We start from the raw sequence: 20,960 nt of genomic DNA, 5'->3' as shown, positions 1-20,960 counted from the left end.
GCCGCTCCCGCCAGACACCGTTCGGCCGTGGCCGGCCTCTCTGCCAGGTCCGCGTGGCCAAGACCCGCACGGAGGCGCCGATCAGTCGCGAGGATCGTGCGGGTCGAGTCCGAAGAAGGGAAAGACCGCCCGCCGGGTCGCCATGATCGTGCGGTCCACGGCATCCGGCGACTCGCCCGGCACCCACGGCGCGTAGTCCGGGCTGCCGCCGTCCGTCATCGTCGAGGGCAGCGGGTGATCCGGGCGGCGGGCGGCGGCCAGATCGCGCCACTCGGCCGGCAGCGCCAGCGCCGGGTCGAGGGCCTCGCCGGTCATCACGGCGAGCAGGTGTGTCCAGGCCCGCGGGACGCATTCGACGAGCGCGTACCCGCCGCCCCCGCTGGCGACCCACTTCCCGCCCGCGACCTCGGCGGCGAGATCGCGCAGGGCGAGGTACGCGGCCCGCTGCCCGTCGACGGTGAGCCACAGGTTCGCCAGCGGGTCGTGCCGGTACGTGTCGGCGCCGCACTGCGTGAACAGCAGCTGCGGGCGGAAGGCGCGCAGGACGCCGGGGACGACGGCGTGGAAGGCGCGCAGCCAGCCGGCGTCGCCGGTGCCCGGCGGCAGGGCCACGTTGACGGCGGAGCCGGGCGCCTCGGGGCCGCCGGTCTCGTCGGGGAAGCCGGTGCCGGGGAACAGCGTCCGCGGCGACTCGTGGAGGCTGACGGTCAGGACGCGGGGGTCGTCGTAGAAGACGGACTGGACGCCGTCGCCGTGGTGGACGTCGATGTCGACGTACGCGACCCGCTCCGCCCCGAGCTCCAGCACGCGCTTGATGGCGACGGCCGGGTCGTTGTAGACGCAGAAGCCCGACGCCCGGCCGGGCATGGCGTGATGCAGGCCGCCGGAGGGGCTGACCGCCCGGTCGGCCTCGCCCAGCCAGACCGCCTCCGCCGCACGGCGGGTCGCGCCCGCGATCAGCGCGCTGGCCTCGTGCATGCCGGCGAACGTGGGGTTGTCGGTGGTCCCGAGGCCCATGGTGCTCAGCCGCCGGCCGGTCGAGGCCGCCTTCACCACCGCGATGTAGTCGGGATCGTGCACGGTGCTCAGCATCTCGTCGGTCGCGGCCGCGGCCCGCTCCAGCCGGACGCCGGGCCGGTCCAGCACGCCGAGGCGCCGGGCCAGGTCCATGGTCAGCTCGACGCGGACGGGGTCGAGGGGATGGTCTCCCATGTCGTACTGCAGGAGCCGCTCGTCCCACACGACCAACGTGTTCACGCGGGCTCCTCCCCCGTCGCCACCGGCCGGCCCGGGTCGGTGATCCAGTGGCTCCACGATCCCACGTAGAGCGCGGCCGGCACACCCTGCTCGTGCAGCGCCAGCACCAGCTGTGCCGCGGTGACGCCGGAGCCGCAGTAGGCGCCGACCCGGTCACCCTGGACGTCGATCGGCTTGAGCAGACCGCGCTCGTCGACCGTCTCGGCGGCGGGCAGGTTCCGCGCGCCCGGGATGTGCCCGGCGACCCGGTCGACCGGCTCGGTCTCCCCGCGGTACCGGGCCCCGACGCGCGCGTCCAGCAGGGTGTTCGCGGGATCGCTCGCGTCGCGCTCAGTCCAGACCGGCATCCCGCCGGGTATGACCGTAATGTCCCCTTCATCCGGCTCGACCGGATCCGTGGTCACGGAAAGCCCCGCCGCGACCCACGCCGCGAAGCCACCGTCGAGCACCCGCACGTCCGGCACACCCGCCCAGCGCAGCGTCCACCAGGCCCGCGCCGCGGCCCCGGTCGGCCCGGCACCGCCCGCGTCGTACACCACCACCGGGTGCCCGGCCCGGACCCCGAGCCGGCGCAGCGTGGCCTCCAGCGCGGCGGGATCGGGCAGCGGATGGCGCCCACCGTCACCCGGCGGCCCGCAGAGGTCCTCGTCGAGATCGGCGAAGACCGCACCGGGCAGATGCCCGAGCGAGTACGCGGCCCGCCCGTCCTTCGCGAGGCTCCAGCGCACATCGAGCATGGTCAGCGGCTGGGCGGACCGCACCAGCTCAGCGAGGGCGGCGACGTCGAGGATCGCGCGATTGGTTGTCACGCCCCCAATCTTGTCGCACGCGGCGCGTGCCGTCGCGTGCCGGGAGGCGTAGTCAGCCCGCGCGGCGGGCCCGCCGCCGCCCGCCGGACGGACGATCTGTTGGCCGCGCAGGGCCACGTGGACGAACTTCGCTGCCGATCGAGCCGGCCCCGCCGGACGTGCTGGCACAGTTGCCGGACCACCAGCCGGGCCGACGGGATTCCATCGAATCGGCACGGCCGGCACGCTTGCTGGCCGTTCTTACCGGCATCCCACGCCGCGTGAGAGCGTCTGCGGCTGCGAAGACGTGGTCAGTCGCATGCCTCGGACATGAGTCGGCGGAGGTCCTGTGTGATGGTGGCGCGCAAAACGTCGTGGCGAGGGCCGAGCCGGTGTTCGCCGGCGTTGCGGACGGAGCCGTAGTTCCATACGGGGCCAGTCCGGTACTGCTCAGGCTCCCAGCGATAGCGGGCCTGGACGTGCGCGTGCAGGTGCTCCCAGGTGTTGCCGAGGATCGCGTAATTGATCCGCCAGAACTCCGTGTCCAGCTTGGAGCAGGCGCCTTGGACGGCCTGGCCGAGCAGGGCCATGTCCCGCAGGAACAGCATCTGCTCCGGCAGGGGCAGATCGGTGAGCCCTTTGGCGTCCCCGCCATGGAGCAGCAGACAATAGCCCGGAAGGTACTGACTGTCTCCGATAACTGCCCAGCCGGTGCGCATCCGAGCGATCACCGTTGGGTTCTCACCCCGTTCGGCCGATCGAAGCCGATCCGCCCGCCAGTCCACGCGCCCACCTTCTCCCGCCGTCCGTGTACGGACATGACCACGTTGAAGCTCAATGATCAATTTTGGTGGTCCCTGAGGTGGTCGGCCACGTTGTACTTCGTGAGCCGTAGCCGGCCGGAGGAGCCGTCGAACTCGGTGATCGACCCGTTCGCCACCGTCCCGGCCTGCATGATCGCGGCCAGTTCCCGAAAGCTCAACTCCTCCACGACGTAGCGCATCATCAGCACCACGGCGTCATGGGCGACGAGGGTCACCCGCCTCCCGGCATACAGATCGTTGACGTCCCGCAGCAGCGCCGAGAGCCGGACAGCGATGTCACCGAAGGATTCGCCACCTGGCGGACGGTACCCGAACTCGCCGTCCATCCGCCGTCGAGCCGCCTCGGCGGGAAACCGGGCGGCGATCGCGGCCGTGGTCAGCAGCTCCAACTGCCCCATCAACCGATCACCGAGACGATGGTCGAGGACCTCCTCGGGCACCCTCGCATCGAGTCCGGCAGCGGCCTCGACGGCGATCCGCCAGGTCTGCCGTGCCCGCAGATACGGCGAGCAGAGCACATGTTCGGGGCGGCGCTGCACCGGCAGCCCGGCCAGCCACCGACCCAGTGCCTCGGCCTGGGCGCGACCCAACGCCGACAGCTCCACCTCGGCATCGCGGCCGGCCACCCCGGACTTGAGCAAGCCGGCGGCTTCCGCCGCGGCGAACGCGACGTTCGCCGTGCTCTGCCCATGACGGATCACGGTCAGCGCCGCCACAAGACCCCCCATCTGGTCCTCCTTTCGTCGTTCGTGTCCACCCCCCCTTCAACACGGCGGGGCTGAGGGTCCATCCCGTCACCTGGGCTGCGCCATGCCGGGCAGGTGACGGGATGGACCCGACCGGCGACCCCATGCTGGTCGGGTACCCGTGCGCGGCCGTCCGCACGGCGCGTCCCTCCGCGGTGCTCGGCTCGACGTCGTCCGTGCCGATCGAGGCTGCCTCGGCCTCGCGGGCCTGACGGTGACACGCCCGGTGCTCGGCAGCGGCCGCCTGGTCCTCGTGCACGCCGACGCGGGCCACGGCGGCTGCGGCGTCGACGTCGGCCACCGTGACGTCCGGGTCGCGCGACCAGCTCCCCCTGCTCGGGGGCGGCCCGAAGCGATCACACAGCGCAGGACGAGGACCGGAACCTTATCGCGGCGTTGAAACCCCTGCCGGTGGGACCTGTCCGGCGGGATCAACATCGTCCCGGCCGCCGGGGCCGGGGTGAGCCGGGGCGCCCGGAACGCCCCGGACCTTCCCGGTGCGATCCTCGATCTGCACCGCCACGCCGGTCAGGTCGGTGAGCCCGACTGGGCCGATGAACCGGGAGTCGTTCGCAACAGCACGATTGTCGCCGAGGAGGAAGATCATGTGATCCGGCACCGTGTTGGCGGGGAACGGCTCGGTGACTGTCGCACCGAGGTATGACTCGGGCACGCGTGTTCCGTTGAGCTCGACTGCGTCACATTTCCCGGTCGGACCGGCAGGGCACCCGATCGTGTCGCCGGGGAGGCCGACGACCCGCAGCATGGCGTCGTACGTGTCACCGTTACGGGCGAGGCGCACGATGACGACGTCGCCGCGCGTGGGTGCCAATTTCTTGTTGAGTACGACGCGTTCCCCCACGTGCACGGTGGGCTCCATGGCGGCGCTCGGCTGGGTGACGGTGACGTAGTCGCTGCGGCCGAGCAGGGTCGCCGCTGCCAGCGTGGTCACCATCACGAGACCACCGCCGGCGCCGGCCGCGACCTTGCCCAGGCGCCGTGCGCGTCGCTGACGGCGGGCGCGGTCGAGGACCACCCGGGCCAGGTCGGGGCGGGCGTGTACCGTCGGCGCGGCCGCCGTCGCGAGCCTGCGCAGTTCCTCGGCCGGCCCGTGCAGCGAGGGCTGAATCGTGTTCATTGCGCCGTCTCCTCTGTGCAGGCAAGGGAAGATTCCAGGGCGGTACGGACCTTGTCCAGTCCGCGCGCGAGGTTGCTTTTGACGGTTCCTGGCGAGCACTGCATGATGACGGCCGTCTCGGCTTCGCTCAGCCCATCGACAACACGCAGCACGACCGTGACCCGCTGCCGCGGCGGGAGGACGGCCAGGAGCTGGTCAAGGTGCGCCCGCGCCGCAATCGCCTCAGCGTGATCGGGCCCGGCGGTCGGCAAATCCGAGTCGGCCTGCACGGGGACAGGGATGAGGTGGCTGCGCCGGCCCCGGTCCTTCGCGAGATTCACAAGTGTGGCTCGGACGTACGCTTCGGGGGAATCCAGCTGCCTCGACCAGTGCCTGGTCAGCCGCATCAGGGCGGTCTGCAGGAGATCCTCGGCCTCGGCGGCGTCCGGCACGAGCAACCGCGCAAGCCGTAGCAGCCGGTCTGCATGGGCATGCACGAACTCCGTGAAGTCCTGCTCCTCTGAGGGGGTCACACCCACCAAAACGAGACCTGTTCCGAAGGCGTTGCATCCGTAAACACCCGTCGATGACATACGCGTACTGGCGGGGTCCTGCCCCATCGTCGTGCCGTGCCGGAGGTTCGCTCCTCGACCTGCCGGGGATACCAGCTACGCAAAGTTACTGATGGTTACTCGGAAAACCTCATCTCGTGCGATACAGCGGCGGAATGATGTCGATGCACGCGCAGCCCCGCAGCGGACCCGCGAGATTCCTGCCGTGACGGATCCCAGGGCTGCACGTCTCGTGGATCCCGCCCTCGATGATCGCCGGCCGGTTCCCTCGGCGACGGCCTGCGGTCCTGGGACTCGAGAGCACCTTCTGGCCACTGTCCGGCGTCGTCCACGGTTTGCCGTTCGGACGCTTCAAGCCCGCAGTCGTACCACGGGCGCATCACGTCGCGGACCGTCCCGCCGATCGGCATGAGGCCGGCAGCCTGCGGGGATCCCGGCAGCGGTCGCCGGCCGTCGGCCGTGGAGGGATCGTCAGTTCCGCTCCGCCTCCGGCCGGGGCCTGCCGCCGCGGGTGCCGGTGGAGACGTCGTTTTCGATGAATACCTGGGCAACCAGGTAACCTCGATGGGCGGCCAACTCCCGGCAGTCCTGCTCCTGGCTTCCGATGCCGCACTCCAGGCCCTCACGGTCCTCGGAGATGCGGCAGCAGATGCGGGCGCGTTTGCGCTGGTCGGTCAGGGTTGGCCCCGGTGGTTGATGATCAGCTTTGCGACTAAACTCACCTGTTGGTACACGAAAATGACATGGACGGCGGCTGTGGCACCTGAAGGCTGTGCCCCGAGCGAGGACGGTGGTACCCATTAACGATCTGGTGGACACCACCGAGATGTACCTGAAGACGATCCTGGAGCTCGAGGAGGAGGGCGTCGTTCCCAAGCGCGCCCGCATCGCCGAGCGGCTGCACCAGAGCGGCCCCACCGTCAGTCAGACCGTCGCCCGGATGGAGCGCGACGGCCTGCTCATCGTCGAGGGCGACCGGCACCTCGCCCTGACCGACCAGGGCCGCGAGAACGCGGTCGCCGTGATGCGCAAGCACCGCCTGGCCGAGCTGCTGCTCGTCAACGTGATCGGCCTGCCCTACGAGGAGGCCCACGAGGAGGCGTGCCGCTGGGAGCACGTCATGAGCGACGCCGTGGAGCAGCGGGTGTACGAGCTGCTGGGCCGCCCGACCCGTTCGCCGTATGGCAACCCGATCCCAGGCCTGGACAGCCTGCAGGGCGCAGCGCCCGACGAGGTCCCCGACCCGGAGCGCAACCTGGCCTTCCCCGGCCTCGCGGGCGCGGTGATCGTCAGCCGGATCTGCGAGTCGGTGCAGACGGACGCGGACGTCCTGCGGCAGCTGCACACGGCCGGCATCGACCCGGGCGCGACGGTGACGGTGGCCCAGGAGCGCGACGGCGTGTCGATCGACCGCGAGGGCGAACGCATCCGCCTCCCGCGCGAGGTCGCCTCCCGCGTGTTCGTAGCCGCGGCCTGAAGCCCTCCGTCGCTCTTCGGGAGGTGGTGACCACGGCCGGCCCTGGACCCGAGACCGGTCCGCCACCCCCGTGCGGCCGGTGCTCGGTCGAGGAGATCCTGGACCGGATCGGGTCCAAGTGGAGCGTCTGCATCCTGGTGGCCGCCTCGCCGGGACCGATCCGGTTCTCCGGCCTGGAACGCGCGATCCCGGGCATCAGCCGCCGGATGCTGACGCTGACCCTGCGAAACCTCGAGCGCGACGGTTTACTGGTCCGAACCTGTTACCCGACCGTGCCACCCCGGGTGGAGTACTCGCTGACCCCGATGGCCCTCGAACTGCGCACAACGCTGACGGCCCTGACCGGCTGGGCCCGCCGGCACCAGGGTGATATCGCCACCGCCCGGGCACGATACGACGAGCGGGGCGCATGATCGCCGCACTCCGGCGCATACGCTGAGCCGGCAAGCACCACCCGCTTACGCTCGCACGCCGAGCGCAAGCGCCACCCAGCTCGCCAGGCGGACGCCGCATCATTCACCTGGCGAGTACTCCAACTCACGTGCCCTCGGCAAGCACGGCCCGGGTCGCCGGTGCGTTGTCGCGTCGACCATCCGGCAAGTGCGCCAGCTCACGTGCCCTCGGCAAGCACGGCCCAGGTCGCCGGTGCGTTGTCGCGTCGACCATCCGGCGAGTGCGCCAGCTCACGTGCCCTCGGCAAGCACGGCCCGGGTCACCGGCGAGTTGTCGCATCGGCCATCCGGCGAGTGCGCCAACTCACTTTGCCCCGGCAAGCACGGCCCGGGTCGCCGGTGCGTTGTCGCGTCGACCATCCGGCAAGTGCGCCAACTCACTTTGCCCCGGCAAATGCAGCCCAGGACCGCCGGTGAGCACGGCCACATCCGGCGGCGGTTGTCGCGTCGTCCACCTTGGCAAGTGCGCCAGCTCACTTGCCAAGGCAGGCCGGGCCGCCGGCGGGTTCGTCGCGTCGATCACCAGCAAGTGCGCCAGCTCATTTGCCCAGGCAAGCGCGACCCGGGATCGCCGGCGAGCACGGCCTCGTCCGCCGGTGAGCGCCGCGTCGCTCGCCGGCTGAGCACCCGCCCCCGCACCGCCGACCACTCCAGCCGCACCCCCACCTCGCTCGTCAGCGGAGCACGCCGCCTCGCTTGCCCGCCGAGCGCGACCCGTTCGCAGGCGAGCGGCGCCCCGTTCGCTCGGCGAGCCCGTTTCACCAGCGAGCGGGATCTGCCCGGCGAGCACTCATCGCCCCGCGGTGGCCCACCGCACCAGATGGCCGCCGGCGGCCCTGATTCCGCTGGGAGCACCGACGCCCGGGTGATATCGCGGCGATCCGAGAACGATATGGCGAGCGCACCATCTGACCCGATATTTCAGTACTTAGTCTGAGTTAGTGGTTTTTGAGCAGGCGCACACGGACGAAATACTGGAAAAGGCACTCTGGTCGCTGACCGACGACGGTGATCCCTCGCCGGCGCTGGAGCTGATCGCCGACACAACGGACGTCGACCGCCGCGAGCAGGCGGTCGCGGCGCTGGGCGCCGGCGGCGTCCTGCGAATCGAGCAGCTGCGCGAGCTGGCGGCCCAGCAGCCGTACTACCCCGAGCGCTGGCTGCTCCTGGGCGCCTCGCTCTCGGCCGCGGCCTGGTCGGCCCGCGAGAGCACGGGCCACCGCCCGATCGTCACCGACCGCCTGGTCCAGCGCCAGCAGGCCCTGATCGCCGAGGCGAGGACGGCGCTACGCCAGGCAGCGACCCTCTCGCGCGACGACCCGGTCCCGTGGAGCGAGCTGGCCGGCGCCGTGATCTGCGCCCCGCTGCACCGCACCGAGGTCGCCGACGTCTTCAAGCGGGCGTGCGTGCTCGCCCCCGACCTGTACGCGGCACACACCCGCCACCTCACCGCCCTGACCCGCCGCTGGTACGGCAGCCAGCACAAGGTCGTCGCCTTCGCCCAGGTCCGCACGGCCGAGCGCCCGGACGGCCATCCGCTGCACGCGCTGGTGGCGCTGGCCCACATCGAGGGCTACGTGGACAGCGTCCTGCGCGGCAACCGGGTGGGGCGGTTCTGGCGCGCGTGGCGATACTTCGCCAACGCCGAAGTACGCCGCGAGACCGACGCGGCCTCCGCCCGCCTGCTCGCCGCCTCCCCCGGCTCGAATGCCGGCATGCCCACCCAGCGCGAGCCTAGCGCCGACAACGCCACCATCCAGGCCCGTGAACCCGCCGCCGTCGAATCCGGCGCCCGCAAAGCCACCCCGCACGGGTCCGGCGCCCCCGAACACGCGGCCCCGGAACACGCCACGCACCGACACGGACACGCCGCCGGCGAACACGAATACGCCACGGGCGAACGCGGCGCCCGCGAAGGCGAACGGCAACACGAGGCCCTCGGGGGCCGCGTGGGCGGCGGGGGCGGCGGGGGCGGCGGGTCGGAGGGCGACGCCGACGAGCGTGGCGGCCAGGGTGGCGAATCCGGGCCGGGCGGTCGCGACCTGCGGGCGCATCCATGGGCGATGGCGGCCCATCAGGCGTTCGCGGCGTTCTACCACCACGCCCATGACCCCGTGCTGGCCCGGGCGCACCTGGAGCGGGCCGGGGATCGGGCGGCGGTCTGGCCGTGGCGCTACTTCGGCGACCCGGAGGAGCAGTTCGCGACCGCTCGGGCGGCGGCCGGGCTGTAGGACCGGGTGCCGCGCCGCTTTCCTCACCCTACCCCACCCGTCCAAATCCCGGCCAAAACACGACTCCCGTGCGCGCTCAGGCCATCACAGGCTGCTCAGGTCGATGAGTTTGGCCAGCTCCACCAGCTTCGGCATCGCCTCGGCGGCCTTGTCGTCGCCGGTTCCGGGAGCGAACCGCAGTGACAGCTGGATGATGCGCTTGTTGCCGGCGAGCCATCCCACCTCGACCCCGGGGCCCGCCTTGCCCGCGGCCGGAGTCGGCATCTGGTAGCCCGCGACGCCGAGGCCCTGGACCGGCTGGGCGTCCTTGGGCTGGATGTTCGAGCCGAAGACGTCGGCGCCGATCGTCGTCGTGCTGACCGACAGGACCAGGTCCGGATAGCTGGCGCCGGCGGCCTGCAGCACGCACGTGAACGTGTTGTCCATCGACGCGCCCGCGGCGACGGAGAGGTTCAGGCCCAGCTTGGCGTTGACCATGCCGTAGTCGAGCAGCTGGCAGGCGCCGCCGGCGGCCGCGGCCGGGGCGGTCGAGGACTGGGCGGCAGCCGGACTCGCGCCGGCGTCGTCGCAGCCGGCGACGAGCAGCGCGGACAGGGCAACGACGGCGATCAGCACCCTTCGCACAGCGGGCACCCTATACCGGCAGCCGCGCGGTGATGTACTTGGCGATCTCCAGCGAGCTCGTCGCGGCCGGGGACGGGGCGTTGAGCACGTGCACCTGCCGGCCCTCGGTGACGATGAGGAAGTCGTCGACCAGGTCGCCGGCGGGCGTGATGGCCTGCGCGCGCACGCCGGCCTCGGCCGGGACGAGGTCCGCGGCGGTCACGGCGGGCACCAGCCGGGCGAGGCTGTCGGCGAAGCGTTTCTTCGACAGCGACCGGCGAACCTCCGTCATCCCGTACCGCAAATGCTTGCGCCCCAGCCGCCAGAGCCCGGAGTAGGAGGCGGCGTCGGCGATGTCCCGCGGCCGGATCCTCCCCCACGTGTAGCCCTCGCGGGCCATGGCCAGCACCGCGTTCGGTCCGGCGTGGACGCTGCCGTCGACCATTTTCGTCAGGTGTACCCCGAGGAAGGGGAACTGCGGGTCCGGCACCGGATAGATCAGCCCGTTGACCAGGTGCCGGCGGTCCGCGCGCAGCTCGTAGTACTCCCCGCGGAACGGGATGATCCGCGCCGGCGGCCGGATCCCGGCCATTCGCGCCACCCGGTCGGCGTGCAGGCCGGCGCAGTTGACGAGCACGTCGGCGGTGATGTCGCCGGTCGTGGTCCGGACAACCACCTCGCGGCCGGTGGCCCGGATGCCGATCACGGCGGTGTTGAGGCGCAGCGTGGCGCCGGCCTTCTCGGCGACCTCGGCGAGCTTGACGCACACCGCCTTGTAGTCGGCGATGCCGGTCGAGGCCACGTGGATGCCCTCGACGCAGGCGACCTCGGGCTCGTACTCCCGCGCCTCCGCCTGGCTCACCACGCACACCGGCAGCCCGTTGGCCTTCGCTCGCTCGTACAACGCCCGAAGCCGCGGCAGCTCCTCCTCGGCGGTGGCGACGATGAGCTTCCCGGTGACCTTGTGGGCGATCCCGTGCTCGGCGCAGAACTGGACCATCGAGGCGCTGCCGGCCTTGCAGAGCGTCGCCTTGAGGCTGCCGGGCTTGTAGTACACCCCGGCGTGGATGACCCCGGAGTTGTGCCCGGTCTGGTGCGCGCCCCAGTCCTGCTCCTTCTCCACCACCGTCACACGGGCGCCGGGCTGGTCCAGGACGAGCCGGTGGGCGACGGCCAGCCCGACAATTCCCCCACCGATGACCACGTACCGCACGGCGACTCCTCTACTCCGATCGCGCCATCTTAGGGGTCCAAGATGGCGTGCTAGCGTGACCGACCGTGAGTGGGGTTGCGATGGACGACGGCCCGGCCTCCCCAGCGGCGCCGGCAAAGCCCGCCCGGCCCTGGCGAGCGCGCCTGATCCAGGCGGTGCGCATCCTCGCGGCGCTCGCCATCGCGTATTTCATTGTCGCCACCACCGTCCAGCAGTGGTCCTCGGTGTCGGCAACCTTCCGCGGCCTGTCGTGGCCGTCGCTGATCGCGTCGCTGGCCGCGGCGGTGGCGTGCCTGTGGGCCACGATGATGGCCTGGCGCGCGATGGTCGGCAGCCTCGACCACCCCCTGCGCATCCGCGACGCGGCCCCCATCCAGCTCATCGGCGCCCTGGGCAAGTATCTGCCCGGCACCGTCTGGGCGTATGTGGTCCAGATGGAGCTCGGCCGCCGGGTCGGTGTCTCGCGCGCCAAGGTCTTCATCGGCTCGGCGATCGTCACCGGCCTGGGCGTGACGGTCGGCCTGGTCCTGACCTCTCCCGGCTTCGGCGTGGCCTTCGACGGCGCCGACGCGACCAGCCACCAGACCTTCGCCGCGATCGCCGTGTGGTGCGCGGTCATCCTGCTGCCGTTCGGTCTGGCCTGCTGCTACCCGCCCCTGCTGACCTGGCTGGTCGGCCGGGCCATGCGGATCCTGCGCCGCCCGGCCCTGGACCGCCCGCTGACCTGGAAGCCGGTCCTGGTCAGCAGCGCGTGGTGCGCGGTGGGTTACCTCGCCGCAGGGCTGCACGTCTGGTTCCTGGTCCGCGCCCACCTGCCCGGCCTGCACGGCCTGGTCGGCAGCGTCTTCGCCATGGCGCTGGCCATGAGCATCAGCACGTTCGTGATCGTCGCCCCGTCCGGGCTGGGCGCCCGCGAGTTCCTGATGGCGATCGCGCTGTCCGGATTGGGCGTGCCGTGGCCGACCGCCTGGGCCCTGACCCTGGTCTCGCGCCTGCTGTTCACCCTGGCCGACGTGGCGGCGGCCGGTGCCTCGGCCGCGGTCGGCCTGCGCCGCATCCGGCACACGGCACCGGCACCAACCGCCTCCGAGGCCTGATCCGCCCGGGTCCGGCTGGAGGCCGCCGCGGTCCCGAATCGCTGCCCCCTGTCCGCGCGCAGCGAGAGGGCGTCAGAGGGCGACGACTCCCGCCGGTGTCGGGGCGAAGCCGCAGCGCTCCAGGTAGAACGTCGACAGGTGGGGCTCGAAGTCGACGTGCAGCCAGCGGCAGCCGGTGGACCTGGCCCGCTCGGCGGCCAGGGTCACCAGGCGCGTGCCGGCGCCCTCCCGGCGGTACGCCGGATCGACCATCGTGTCGAGGACGAACGCGTGCTCGCCGCCGTCCCAGGCCACGTTGACGAAGCCGGCCAGGGCGCCGGAGCGCGCGCGGGCGCAGACCCAGCCCAGGCTGTGGGCGTTGACCTGCTCCCACCAATCCCTGAAACCGCCGCCGAAGCAGGCCGCGTGCAGGTCGCAGAGCTCGGCCGAGGTGAACGGGGCGCGCCAGGCGTAGGTGAGCGTCACCGGGCCAAGGTTAGGTGGCGCGGCATCGGCAGGCGGTGCTTGAGCGCCAGGACCGGGCGCTCGACCAGGTGCCAGGAGAGTGCGGCGGCGAGCAGGACCGGCGGCAGGCACAGGGCGGCGAACGGCAGCGGGCCCCAGGCCCCGCCGCCGAAGTGGGCGACCGCCTGCTGGATCGGGAACGCGTAGATGTAGATGCCGTAGGAGTAGTCGTGCTCGCGGCCGACGCCGTGCAGGCGGGGCGGGACGACGCAGGCGGCGTACAGCGTCAGATAGGCGAAGGCCGGGTAGCCCGCGACGAAGAAGCCCCCGTACCCGAGGCTCATCGCCAAGATCAGGAAACTGGAGCAGGCGAGTGCCGGGTGCAGCGGGATGCGGTGCGCGTACAGCTGCGCGGACGCGCCGAGCAGGAACAGGAAGCCCAGGTAGCAGGCGAGCTGCAGGTCGACGTAGCCGAGCAGCGGGAACGGGCCGAGGCCGCCGCGGTAGTGCGGGGTCGTCGGGTCGTGCAGGGCGTCGACCACGAGGACCAGGTAGGCGCCGGCGGCGAGGACCGGCACGAGCCACGGGGCGCGGCGGGGCAGCCCGAGCGCGACGAGCGCGGCGAGGCCGCAGTAGCACAGCAGCTCGTACACGAGACTCCACAGCGACCCGTTGACGACGCTGCCGGAGACGAGCCGGCCGTAGGGCGTGTCCTGGAACAGGGTGCCGATGCCCCACTGGTGCACAGCGCCGAAGAAGTTCTCCCGCACGAACCCGGGACCGCCGGCGTGCCCGGTGAGCGCGGCGGCGAGCGCGGTGACCGCCAGGCACACCCACAGCCCGGGGAAGATCCGCAGGAAGCGGTGCCAGGCGAAGCGCAGGGCGTTGCCCTTGCGGGCGCTCGCCGCGACGAGGAAACCCGACAGGACGAAGAACCCGTCGACGGCGAGGGTGCCGAGGTCGGTCTGGCCGCGGGTGAGGCCCTGGCCGGGGTTGGGACGGGCGATGCCGAGGGGCCAGGAATGGGCGAGGAGCACCGTCAGCGCGAACGCCAGCCGGAGCAGGCCGAGGCCGTTCGCCTTCGGGTCGTACCGGTCGCGGAGGGTGGCCACGAAATGCGTAACGATCCGGACAATGACGAAGTTTCCCGATAAATCGTTATACCTCCGTGCCGCTCCCCCCTTCCTGGCGTGTACAACTGCGCATCCCCGCCCCGGTCGCGCTCGCGTGGCTGCTGGTCATCGCCCTGTACGCGATCCACGCCGCATTCGTCGTCCCGCCCCTGCTGCTGATCGCCACCGCGTCCCTCCTGCGGGGCGGGCGCAGCCTCCTGGACCGCCTGATGCTCGCCACCGGCGTCCTGCTCGGCGCGACCTGCCTGGCCGGGCTGGTGTTCTCGTACTGGCCGTGGGGCCTGCACCCGGTCGCCGTGGCCGGCACCGCCGCGACCGTCCTCATCACCATCGGACGCCGCCCGAGCCTGCCGAGACCGCGCTGGTCGGACGCGGTGGCCGTCTCCGCGGCGGCCGTCGTCGGCGTGGTCGCCGCCTGGCCCGTCTGGCACGCCACCCCGGCCGGCCGCCTGGCGATCATGCTCGACGGCGAGGACCTGGCCCGCCACGCCGCCGTCTTCGACGCGATCCGGCGCACCGGCGGCTACCTGTTCACCGACCACGCCCGCGCCGAGCAGTACGTCTACGGCGGCATGATCGACTACCCGCAGGGCTCCCACCTGCTGGCCGCTGTCCTGGACGGCTTCGTCGGGGACAACGGCAGCGCGACGGCCATGCTCGCCCATTACCTCGGCTACGTCCTCGGCGGCTACGTCCTGCTCGCCCTGACCCTGGTCTGGGCGGCCCAGTGGATCGCGGCCGGCGCCCTCACCCCCGCCCGGCGGCTCACCCTGGCCGCGGTCATCGCCGCCGTCTGCGCCGCCGGGGAGATGCTGGAGCTGCTCAGCTTCGGCTACCCGAGCCAGGTGCTGGGCCTGGCCGAGGCGGTGCTGCTGCTGGCCCTGCTGATCCGTCCCCTCGCCCGCACCCGCGACCAGCTGCTGCTCGTCGCCGTACTGCTGGCCGCGGTCGGCTTCACGTACTACCTGTACCTGCCCCCGGCCGGCCTCGCCGCGCTGATCTGGCTCGGCACCCACTGGCGGCGCCTGTCCGCCCGCCCGGTCGCGCTGGCCCTGGCGGTCGCGTGCGGCCTGGCCGCGACCGGCCCGATGGCCTACGGGCTGCTCTACGCCGACCAGGCCGGCGCCCTGTTCGTCATCGGCTACCTCGTGCTCAGCCGCGACGCCCTGCTCGCCCTGGCCGCCCTCGTCGCCACCGGCCTGCTCACCCGCCGCGGCCGGCACAGCCGGATCTGGCGCGCGTACGCGCTCGCGTTCGTCCCGGTCGCCGCGTTCGCCGGCATCCTGCTGGCCGGCCAGCGCCTCTTCGGCGTGGGCAGCGGCTACTACGCGAACAAGGCGCTGTACCTCGTCTTCGCCCTCCTGCTGACCGGTGCCGGCGCGGTCGCCCTGCACCTGCCGCCCCCGGCCGTGTCCCGCCGCCACCGCTCGCTGCCGGCCGCGGTGCCGGCGCTCGTGGCGATCGTCGCGCTGACGGGGGCGGGGCGGGGCGACACGCCGTACCAGCCCCACCTGGGCGGCTCGTGGGGCAGCGCCTGGGTGCGGGGCCCGATCCCGGCCCGGATCGCCCAGGCCGCAATCCTGCTGCGGGCCCACGCCGAGCTGCCCGCCACGGCCCCGGTCATCGTCGTCGGCGATGACACAGGCTACGAGTCGTACCGTATGACGCTGTTCCTCTCCACCCTCCAGCGCACCTCCGGCGCCACCGCCGGCGCGATCTACAACCACCTGCCGGTGACCTCCCCCGGCCGCCTGGACGCCTCGGTCGCCTCGATGCCCGGCCCGGTCCGCCTCCTCGCCCTGTCCGACCTCGCCGAGCAGCGGGCCCGCGAGGTGCGGGCCCGCCACCCCGGCTCGCACGTCGAGGTCGTGCGGGTATAGCTTTCGGCAGATGGCGAAGGTGAAGGCGGCCGTCTTCGGGCTCGCGTTCGGTGACGCGCTCGGCGCCCCGACGGAGTTCATGAGCTACGACAAGATCATCCAGGTGTACGGCGAGCGCGGCCCCCGCGACCTGCCGCCCGGCGCCCTGGTCACCGACGACACCCAGATGACCCTGGCCGTCGGCGACGCCCTGGTCGCCGCCCTCGCGGAGGGCCCGCTCACGGCCGGCCGCCTGGAGCCCCACCTGCGCGAGACGTTCATCGCCTGGTGGGCCGGCCCCGACAACAACCGCGCCCCCGGCAACACGTGCATGGCCGCGTGCGCCGCCCTGAACCGCGGCCGGCCCTGGTGGGAGGCGACGGTGGCGGGCTCGAAGGGCTGCGGCGCCAACATGCGCGTGGCCCCCATGGGCCTGGCCCCCGGCCTGACCGACGACGAGCGGGCGGGCTCGGCCCAGCTGCAGGCCGCCCTCACCCACGGCCACCCGACGGGCCTGGCCGCCTCGGAGCTCACCGCGCTCGCCATCCGCTGGCTCCTGGACGGCCTGCCGATCGCCGAACTCCCGGCGGCCCTGCGCGCCCGCTGCTCCTCACAGCGCACGCTCTACCGCTCCGACTGGCTGGGCGACGAGCTGTGGCGCCGATCGGACGCCCCGTCGCCGGAGGCCTTCATCGCCCAGGGCTGGGACGAGTGCGAGGAGGTCCTGACCGGCCTGGAGGAGGCGGTCCACCGCATCGGCCCGAACGCGGACCCGTGCGCGGCCGGCGGCGCCGGCTGGGTGGCCGAGGAGGCCCTGGCGACGGCGGTGTACTGCCTGCTACTGTTCCCGGACTCCCCGGTGGACGCCCTGTCACGCGCCGCGGCCTCCTCGGGCGACTCGGACTCGATCGCCTCGCTGACGGGCGCCTTCGCGGGCGCGGCCCACAACGAGCCCGCCTGGCCGACGGACTGGTACGAGCGCATCGAGTACGGCCCGCACCTGGCCCGCCTCACTGCCGCCTGGTCCTGACGCTCCCCTGCTACAGGCCGATGCTGCTCTTCGGCCCCACGTACGAGCCCGCGCCCGGCCACCCGGCCCGGGCCAACTCCACGAACCGCTCACCGAACCCCAGCGCCGGCAGGTCCGCCAGCTCGACGAACCCCACCGCGCGGATCGGCCGGCTGTCGACCCCCGGCATGACCGCCCCCAGCACGCCGCCCACCCGGCGGCACTGGAAGGTGAGGTGCACGACGCGCGCCGGCACGACGTCGCACACGTACAGCAGATCGCCGACCCGCACCTCCAGGCCGGTCTCCTCCCGCACCTCACGCTCCAGCGCCGCCTCGATCGTCTCCCCGGCCTCGACCTTGCCGCCCGGCAACGACCACGACCGATCCCCTTCGGTGTCCTGGTCCAGCAGGAGAATCCGATCATCCTCGACCACGACCGCGGCGACACGCACATCCAGAGTCACCCGCCGACCGTAATCTGTGGCAAATGCCCAAGGCAGCATCGCGCGATATCGAATGACTGCGGTCGGAGCCGCTCCATCATCGGCGCGGCCGGCCGGTAGGCAGGGTTGAAATGACGACCCAGCACCACCGCGACGACGGCGACCGCCCCGGCGTCCTTCGCCGATCAACGCGCGGCAGAGCGTGAGCGACTCGCGTGGAGCGCTCAGCGAGATCCCCTCAGTCGTCGTAGCCGGCCAAGCAGTCCCGGCCTTGTTGACCATGTTGCCGCGGATTTCCTTCTGGCCAACGACAATTGACCCACGGTTCGACCCAGTCCAGGAACGTGACCGGTACGCCAACCTGCTCGCCGCAGCCGCTACCCGGCTCGGCGGACAGGCGGAACGGAAAAGAGTGCGCGTACCAGAACCTCGGCATCGCGCGTGGGCCGGGTGCGGGCTGCCGCCCGTCCCGGCACGGACCTGCGTGAGACCGGAGCAGTTCCACGGAGAGTTGGATTTCGCAGAAACGGGCGCTGCGTTTCCGCGAGCCGCTCCGCAACGGCCCAGTCGCTGTTGTTACCACCCTCGGACAAGAGAAGGCAGCCCCTCAAATGGGTCCAATGTGCCCGGAATCTGGCTGACAATGTAGTCCACGGCCGCGAGCAGCTGATCGGCGCTACTGACCACCGTCACCCCGGGCCGCCAGGCATAGTCGCGGGCCCAGTCATGCACGAGGAGGGAATCGACCAGCACCACGGGCCGGCCGTGCTCAAGCGCCAGCCGGGCCTGCATTCGCGCACCACTTCGATGCGCGGCCTCAACAACGACGGTGGCCGCGGCGTATCCGCTCATCACCGCATTGCGCATGGGGAACGCCTGCTTGGTCGGCGACGCCTCGGGCCAGAACTGACTCAGCACCAGACCCTCGCGGACGATCCGCTGCTGCAGCGAGCGATTGGCGGCTGGGTAGTGCTGGTTCACTCCTGTCCCGATGATCGCCACCGTGCGTCCACCCGCCTCCAGCGCTGCCTGGTGCGCGGCGGTGTCGATGCCCTTCGCCAGCCCCGATACGACGGTGACCCCGCTCCCGGCCAGGGCGGTCGCCGCGTCTCGGGCGATCGCGAGGCCGCGCTCGGTGGGGCTGCGCGTTCCGACGACGGCCACGGCTCGCCGATCCTTGGCGAGGGTTCCGCGGGTGAAGACCAAGGGCGGCATCTGATGAATGTCACGAAGCTGGGCCGGGTAGGAGTCGTCGAACAGGCAATGCACCCCGATGCCGTCGGCGAACCAGCCGTTCACCTCGGCCGACGCATCCCTGAGCGCGACGTCGAACGCGCTGTCGTCGTCGAACAGCGTCGCACCGCAGTACAGCGTCCGGCGCAGCACGGGCAGGGCCTCGCCCTCGGCAAGCACCTCCGCCGTCACGTCCGCCCACTTCGCCCCCCGCCGACGCAGCAACGCCACCAGGGCGGCGGCCTCGGCTAGGCGATCTTCCGGCATGGCTTCGATCCTAGGAGCCGCCGGCACCGGCGGCATGCCCGGCTTGACCTGGTCACCACCTAGGTATTCGCCTTCGAACACACGCGTTCGACAAGCATCTCGTCCGGCACGTCAGCTGATCGGCTCTGCCCAGCAGGCTGTCTCCCTTGGCCCTTGTGGGAGCAAGCATGCGGACCATTCACCGCAATGGTGCGTCATAAAAGATCAAGCATCGTGTCGATCCGCGCCGCAAGGATGCTGTCGAGTTCTCCGTGGACGCGGACGCTGACGACACTCCCGCCCACCGCCTGGGCCAGGGAGACCATGACAGGCGGAGTTCCTTGAAGCGGATACTCGAACCACGCGGTGTCGGACTCATCGTCTGTCCCGTCGAGGGCTCCTATCAGGGCGTCTTCGTCCGCGGCGTCGTACGGGTAGTCGATGTATCGACTCAGGTACTCGAGGAAGCGGACGACGTTCGTCTCGAAGACCCATCCAGCGACGGTGATCACGGCCGGCCACTATACGGCCCACAACGACTCGCCGGGCCAGCCCGTGCGGCGGTCGTGCTCGGTCAAGGGCCAGTAGCGTTCGACAGCCCGCAGACTCCCAGCGTCGTCGTAGCCTCGGAACTCGGCGACATCATCGGGTGAGCGGACCAGCCCGGGAAGCGTCACCAGGCCGCTGGGCGGGACCGGGACGGAGATCTCGTCATCCCCGTACCGCACCTCGATGGCGGTGATGGCCCGGCTTGCCATGACGGTCAGTTCCGCCAGCCAGCGGCCGCCGACGTTGGCCATCTGGGCACCCAGATTCATCAAGTCGCTGCCGCGCGAGTCCGGCAGGGGCCCGGCGGGACGGTCGAGCACCCACTCCGGCATGCCGGAGCCCGAGGAGCCGTTCGGAGCCGACCACTGGCCAGCAGGAGAACGTTCCAGCAGGTACACGTCGTCGAGCAGCGCGTTGTCTTCCGCCCAGTCACGCCGGAGGACGACGAGCGAGCCGTACCGGCCCCAGGTGCCAGCCGCCGCGATCACTACGTCCCGCGGCGACACCACCGGCGGAAGATCCGCAGCGCCGTGCTGCAAGGCGGCGAACAGCCGGGCGGGCTCCAAGGGACCCGGCTCGTCGTGGGGCTCAGACACGAGTCTCACCGTAATGCCGGATCAACTCCCGCAGCCGCGACTCGTATTCCGGCTTGAGCTGCCAGTGCAGTCCGCGGGCGTACGCGGCGACAGGGTGTGCTTGATGCAGGTGCCGCCGTCCCTGAGCAACGGAAAGTCCCCCGGACGGTAGGGCCCGGGGGACACCCCTTTGGTCAGACTCGCCAATGACGCTCTGATCTCAAGGTGCCCCTGGAGGGGACCCGCCGGGCATGGCCGGTTTACTGGTGGAGGACACCTATTCGAAGGATGCAGTATTCGTCACGCGGCGCCGACGGTCAGGTCGGGGCGGACAACGCTGGCGATCTCGTCGGCAATCTCTTGGATCGTGTATTGAGCAGTGCTGCGAGCGATCTTGTCTGCGAGCGACGGGCTTTGAGCCATTACCTCATCCTTGGTGATCTCATGCCAGATCGGAAGCAGGCTCTGCTTGCCGGAGACCTGCATGGTGACGAGGCCGTCGAGTTCATACTGTGGCCAACCCTTCCTGAAGAAGGACCGGGACAGCACCACGATGCCGAATCGGCTGCCGGCAAGGCCAGCGTCGATCTTCCGGCGGAGGCTGTCGCCGATGCGGAGTTCGAACGCGTCGAGCCAGACGGTCACGCCGAGCTCGCGCAGTCGATCGGAGAGCGGGTTGACGACCAGGGTTTTGTCCTCGCTGGCGTGCGAGATGAACACATCCCAGACTTGGGTGTTGTCGTTGTTGAGTTGCGGTGGAGCTTCGTGGCGGATCTGGCTCAGTGGGGCGGTCATCGTGCTGCTACGCAGTGCCGGCAGTGGAGGCGGTTCAACGCTCACACTGGCTCGCACGGATCCGCGGAGCCCTGCCAGGTCGATGGTCACGTGCCAATGACCGCCGCGGGGGACGGCGAGTCGGACCGGCGACGTCTTGGCAAGGCCTCCGGTATAGCTGTGCCGGCGCCCGTTCTTGTAGCTCGAGAAGTTGCTTGAGTCCATTAGGCGCACGTTCGCGGCGTTCCCCCGGAGTTGGACAACGACTACGGCGCCGCGCTTGAGCTGGCCGAGATCGTAGTGCTGGAAGTTCATA

Annotated in this window: 22 protein-coding genes; 7 read left to right on the top strand and 15 right to left on the bottom strand. The window is 71.4% G+C overall.

Features of this window, described 5'->3' with window-relative positions; all coding sequences use genetic code 11:
* Positions 1 to 81: 81 nt before the first annotated feature.
* The 4 genes from ACQPY0_RS09620 to ACQPY0_RS09605 form a co-directional block, all read right to left on the bottom strand.
* The gene (locus ACQPY0_RS09620; RefSeq protein ID WP_432995129.1) at positions 82 to 1,212 is read right to left on the bottom strand and encodes an acetoin utilization protein AcuC; all 1,131 of its coding nucleotides are present in this window, start codon (positions 1,210 to 1,212) and stop codon (positions 82 to 84) included.
* 41 nt (positions 1,213 to 1,253) lie between these two features.
* Positions 1,254 to 2,066, bottom strand: a complete 813-nt coding sequence (locus ACQPY0_RS09615; RefSeq protein WP_432987022.1) for a sulfurtransferase — start codon at positions 2,064 to 2,066, stop codon at positions 1,254 to 1,256.
* A 290-nt stretch (positions 2,067 to 2,356) separates the two neighbouring features.
* Entirely contained in the window at positions 2,357 to 2,830 is a 474-nt protein-coding gene (locus ACQPY0_RS09610) for an HIT family protein (protein ID WP_432987020.1), read from the bottom strand.
* A gap of 56 nt (positions 2,831 to 2,886) precedes the next feature.
* On the bottom strand, positions 2,887 to 3,597 hold the full coding sequence (locus ACQPY0_RS09605) for a histidine phosphatase family protein (protein ID WP_432987018.1): 711 nt from the start codon (positions 3,595 to 3,597) through the stop codon (positions 2,887 to 2,889).
* 101 nt (positions 3,598 to 3,698) lie between these two features.
* On the opposite strand from ACQPY0_RS09605, the gene ACQPY0_RS09600 reads away from it, so the two are divergent.
* Complete coding sequence (locus ACQPY0_RS09600; protein ID WP_432987016.1) at positions 3,699 to 3,827, top strand: hypothetical protein; 129 nt, start codon at positions 3,699 to 3,701, stop codon at positions 3,825 to 3,827.
* A 173-nt stretch (positions 3,828 to 4,000) separates the two neighbouring features.
* Here ACQPY0_RS09600 and lepB read toward each other — a convergent pair whose 3' ends face one another.
* Complete coding sequence (gene lepB, locus ACQPY0_RS09595; RefSeq protein ID WP_432987015.1) at positions 4,001 to 4,753, bottom strand: signal peptidase I; 753 nt, start codon at positions 4,751 to 4,753, stop codon at positions 4,001 to 4,003.
* The gene (locus tag ACQPY0_RS09590) at positions 4,750 to 5,265 is read right to left on the bottom strand and encodes a SigE family RNA polymerase sigma factor (protein WP_432987014.1); all 516 of its coding nucleotides are present in this window, start codon (positions 5,263 to 5,265) and stop codon (positions 4,750 to 4,752) included. Before ACQPY0_RS09590 ends, lepB begins: the two co-directional genes overlap by 4 nt.
* Before the next feature lie 865 nt (positions 5,266 to 6,130).
* On the opposite strand from ACQPY0_RS09590, the gene ACQPY0_RS09585 reads away from it, so the two are divergent.
* The 3 genes from ACQPY0_RS09585 (at position 6,131) to ACQPY0_RS09575 (ending at position 9,464) form a co-directional block, all read left to right on the top strand.
* Positions 6,131 to 6,781 (top strand): metal-dependent transcriptional regulator, encoded by a 651-nt coding sequence (locus tag ACQPY0_RS09585; protein WP_432995127.1) that lies wholly within the window; start codon positions 6,131 to 6,133, stop codon positions 6,779 to 6,781.
* A gap of 23 nt (positions 6,782 to 6,804) precedes the next feature.
* Positions 6,805 to 7,194, top strand: coding sequence for a winged helix-turn-helix transcriptional regulator (locus tag ACQPY0_RS09580; RefSeq protein ID WP_432987013.1), 390 nt, complete (start codon positions 6,805 to 6,807; stop codon positions 7,192 to 7,194).
* A gap of 980 nt (positions 7,195 to 8,174) precedes the next feature.
* Positions 8,175 to 9,464, top strand: coding sequence for a hypothetical protein (locus ACQPY0_RS09575; protein ID WP_432987012.1), 1,290 nt, complete (start codon positions 8,175 to 8,177; stop codon positions 9,462 to 9,464).
* 84 nt (positions 9,465 to 9,548) lie between these two features.
* Here the strand turns inward: ACQPY0_RS09575 and ACQPY0_RS09570 are convergent, their stop codons facing one another.
* Both ACQPY0_RS09570 and lhgO read right to left on the bottom strand, forming a co-directional pair.
* Complete coding sequence (locus ACQPY0_RS09570; RefSeq protein ID WP_432987010.1) at positions 9,549 to 10,088, bottom strand: hypothetical protein; 540 nt, start codon at positions 10,086 to 10,088, stop codon at positions 9,549 to 9,551.
* Between the two features lie 10 nt (positions 10,089 to 10,098).
* Positions 10,099 to 11,280: an L-2-hydroxyglutarate oxidase gene (gene lhgO / locus ACQPY0_RS09565; RefSeq protein WP_432987009.1), complete on the bottom strand. Its 1,182-nt coding sequence runs from the start codon at positions 11,278 to 11,280 to the stop codon at positions 10,099 to 10,101.
* Positions 11,281 to 11,345: 65 nt separating this feature from the next.
* On the opposite strand from lhgO, the gene ACQPY0_RS09560 reads away from it, so the two are divergent.
* Positions 11,346 to 12,377 carry a lysylphosphatidylglycerol synthase transmembrane domain-containing protein gene (locus ACQPY0_RS09560; RefSeq protein WP_432987008.1) on the top strand — a complete coding sequence of 344 codons (1,032 nt, stop codon included), beginning with the start codon at positions 11,346 to 11,348 and terminating at the stop codon, positions 12,375 to 12,377.
* Between the two features lie 72 nt (positions 12,378 to 12,449).
* Here the strand turns inward: ACQPY0_RS09560 and ACQPY0_RS09555 are convergent, their stop codons facing one another.
* Positions 12,450 to 12,842 carry a GNAT family N-acetyltransferase gene (locus ACQPY0_RS09555; protein ID WP_432987006.1) on the bottom strand — a complete coding sequence of 131 codons (393 nt, stop codon included), beginning with the start codon at positions 12,840 to 12,842 and terminating at the stop codon, positions 12,450 to 12,452.
* On the bottom strand, positions 12,839 to 13,933 hold the full coding sequence (locus tag ACQPY0_RS09550) for an acyltransferase family protein (RefSeq protein WP_432987003.1): 1,095 nt from the start codon (positions 13,931 to 13,933) through the stop codon (positions 12,839 to 12,841). The genes ACQPY0_RS09555 and ACQPY0_RS09550 overlap by 4 nt, the downstream gene beginning before the upstream one ends.
* Positions 13,934 to 13,989: 56 nt before the next feature.
* On the opposite strand from ACQPY0_RS09550, the gene ACQPY0_RS09545 reads away from it, so the two are divergent.
* Positions 13,990 to 15,834, top strand: coding sequence for a hypothetical protein (locus ACQPY0_RS09545; protein ID WP_432987000.1), 1,845 nt, complete (start codon positions 13,990 to 13,992; stop codon positions 15,832 to 15,834).
* A gap of 10 nt (positions 15,835 to 15,844) precedes the next feature.
* Complete coding sequence (locus tag ACQPY0_RS09540; protein ID WP_432986998.1) at positions 15,845 to 16,843, top strand: ADP-ribosylglycohydrolase family protein; 999 nt, start codon at positions 15,845 to 15,847, stop codon at positions 16,841 to 16,843.
* A 10-nt stretch (positions 16,844 to 16,853) separates the two neighbouring features.
* Here the strand turns inward: ACQPY0_RS09540 and ACQPY0_RS09535 are convergent, their stop codons facing one another.
* From ACQPY0_RS09535 to ACQPY0_RS09515, 5 genes are all read right to left on the bottom strand, one after another.
* Positions 16,854 to 17,288 (bottom strand): NUDIX domain-containing protein, encoded by a 435-nt coding sequence (locus ACQPY0_RS09535; RefSeq protein WP_432986997.1) that lies wholly within the window; start codon positions 17,286 to 17,288, stop codon positions 16,854 to 16,856.
* 555 nt (positions 17,289 to 17,843) lie between these two features.
* On the bottom strand, positions 17,844 to 18,848 hold the full coding sequence (locus tag ACQPY0_RS09530; RefSeq protein ID WP_432986995.1) for a DNA-processing protein DprA: 1,005 nt from the start codon (positions 18,846 to 18,848) through the stop codon (positions 17,844 to 17,846).
* A gap of 113 nt (positions 18,849 to 18,961) precedes the next feature.
* Positions 18,962 to 19,258 (bottom strand): hypothetical protein, encoded by a 297-nt coding sequence (locus ACQPY0_RS09525; RefSeq protein WP_432986992.1) that lies wholly within the window; start codon positions 19,256 to 19,258, stop codon positions 18,962 to 18,964.
* Between the two features lie 9 nt (positions 19,259 to 19,267).
* The gene (locus ACQPY0_RS09520) at positions 19,268 to 19,891 is read right to left on the bottom strand and encodes a hypothetical protein (RefSeq protein ID WP_432986990.1); all 624 of its coding nucleotides are present in this window, start codon (positions 19,889 to 19,891) and stop codon (positions 19,268 to 19,270) included.
* Between the two features lie 279 nt (positions 19,892 to 20,170).
* Entirely contained in the window at positions 20,171 to 20,959 is a 789-nt protein-coding gene (locus ACQPY0_RS09515) for a DUF1883 domain-containing protein (protein WP_432986988.1), read from the bottom strand.
* Position 20,960: the final 1 nt, after the last annotated feature.

The organism is Dactylosporangium sp. CA-233914, assembly GCF_050942935.1.
Taxonomy (GTDB): Bacteria; Actinomycetota; Actinomycetes; order Mycobacteriales; family Micromonosporaceae; genus Dactylosporangium.
The sequence above is the reverse complement of the archived record's forward strand: the minus strand, read 5'-3'. Positions and strand labels throughout refer to the sequence as shown.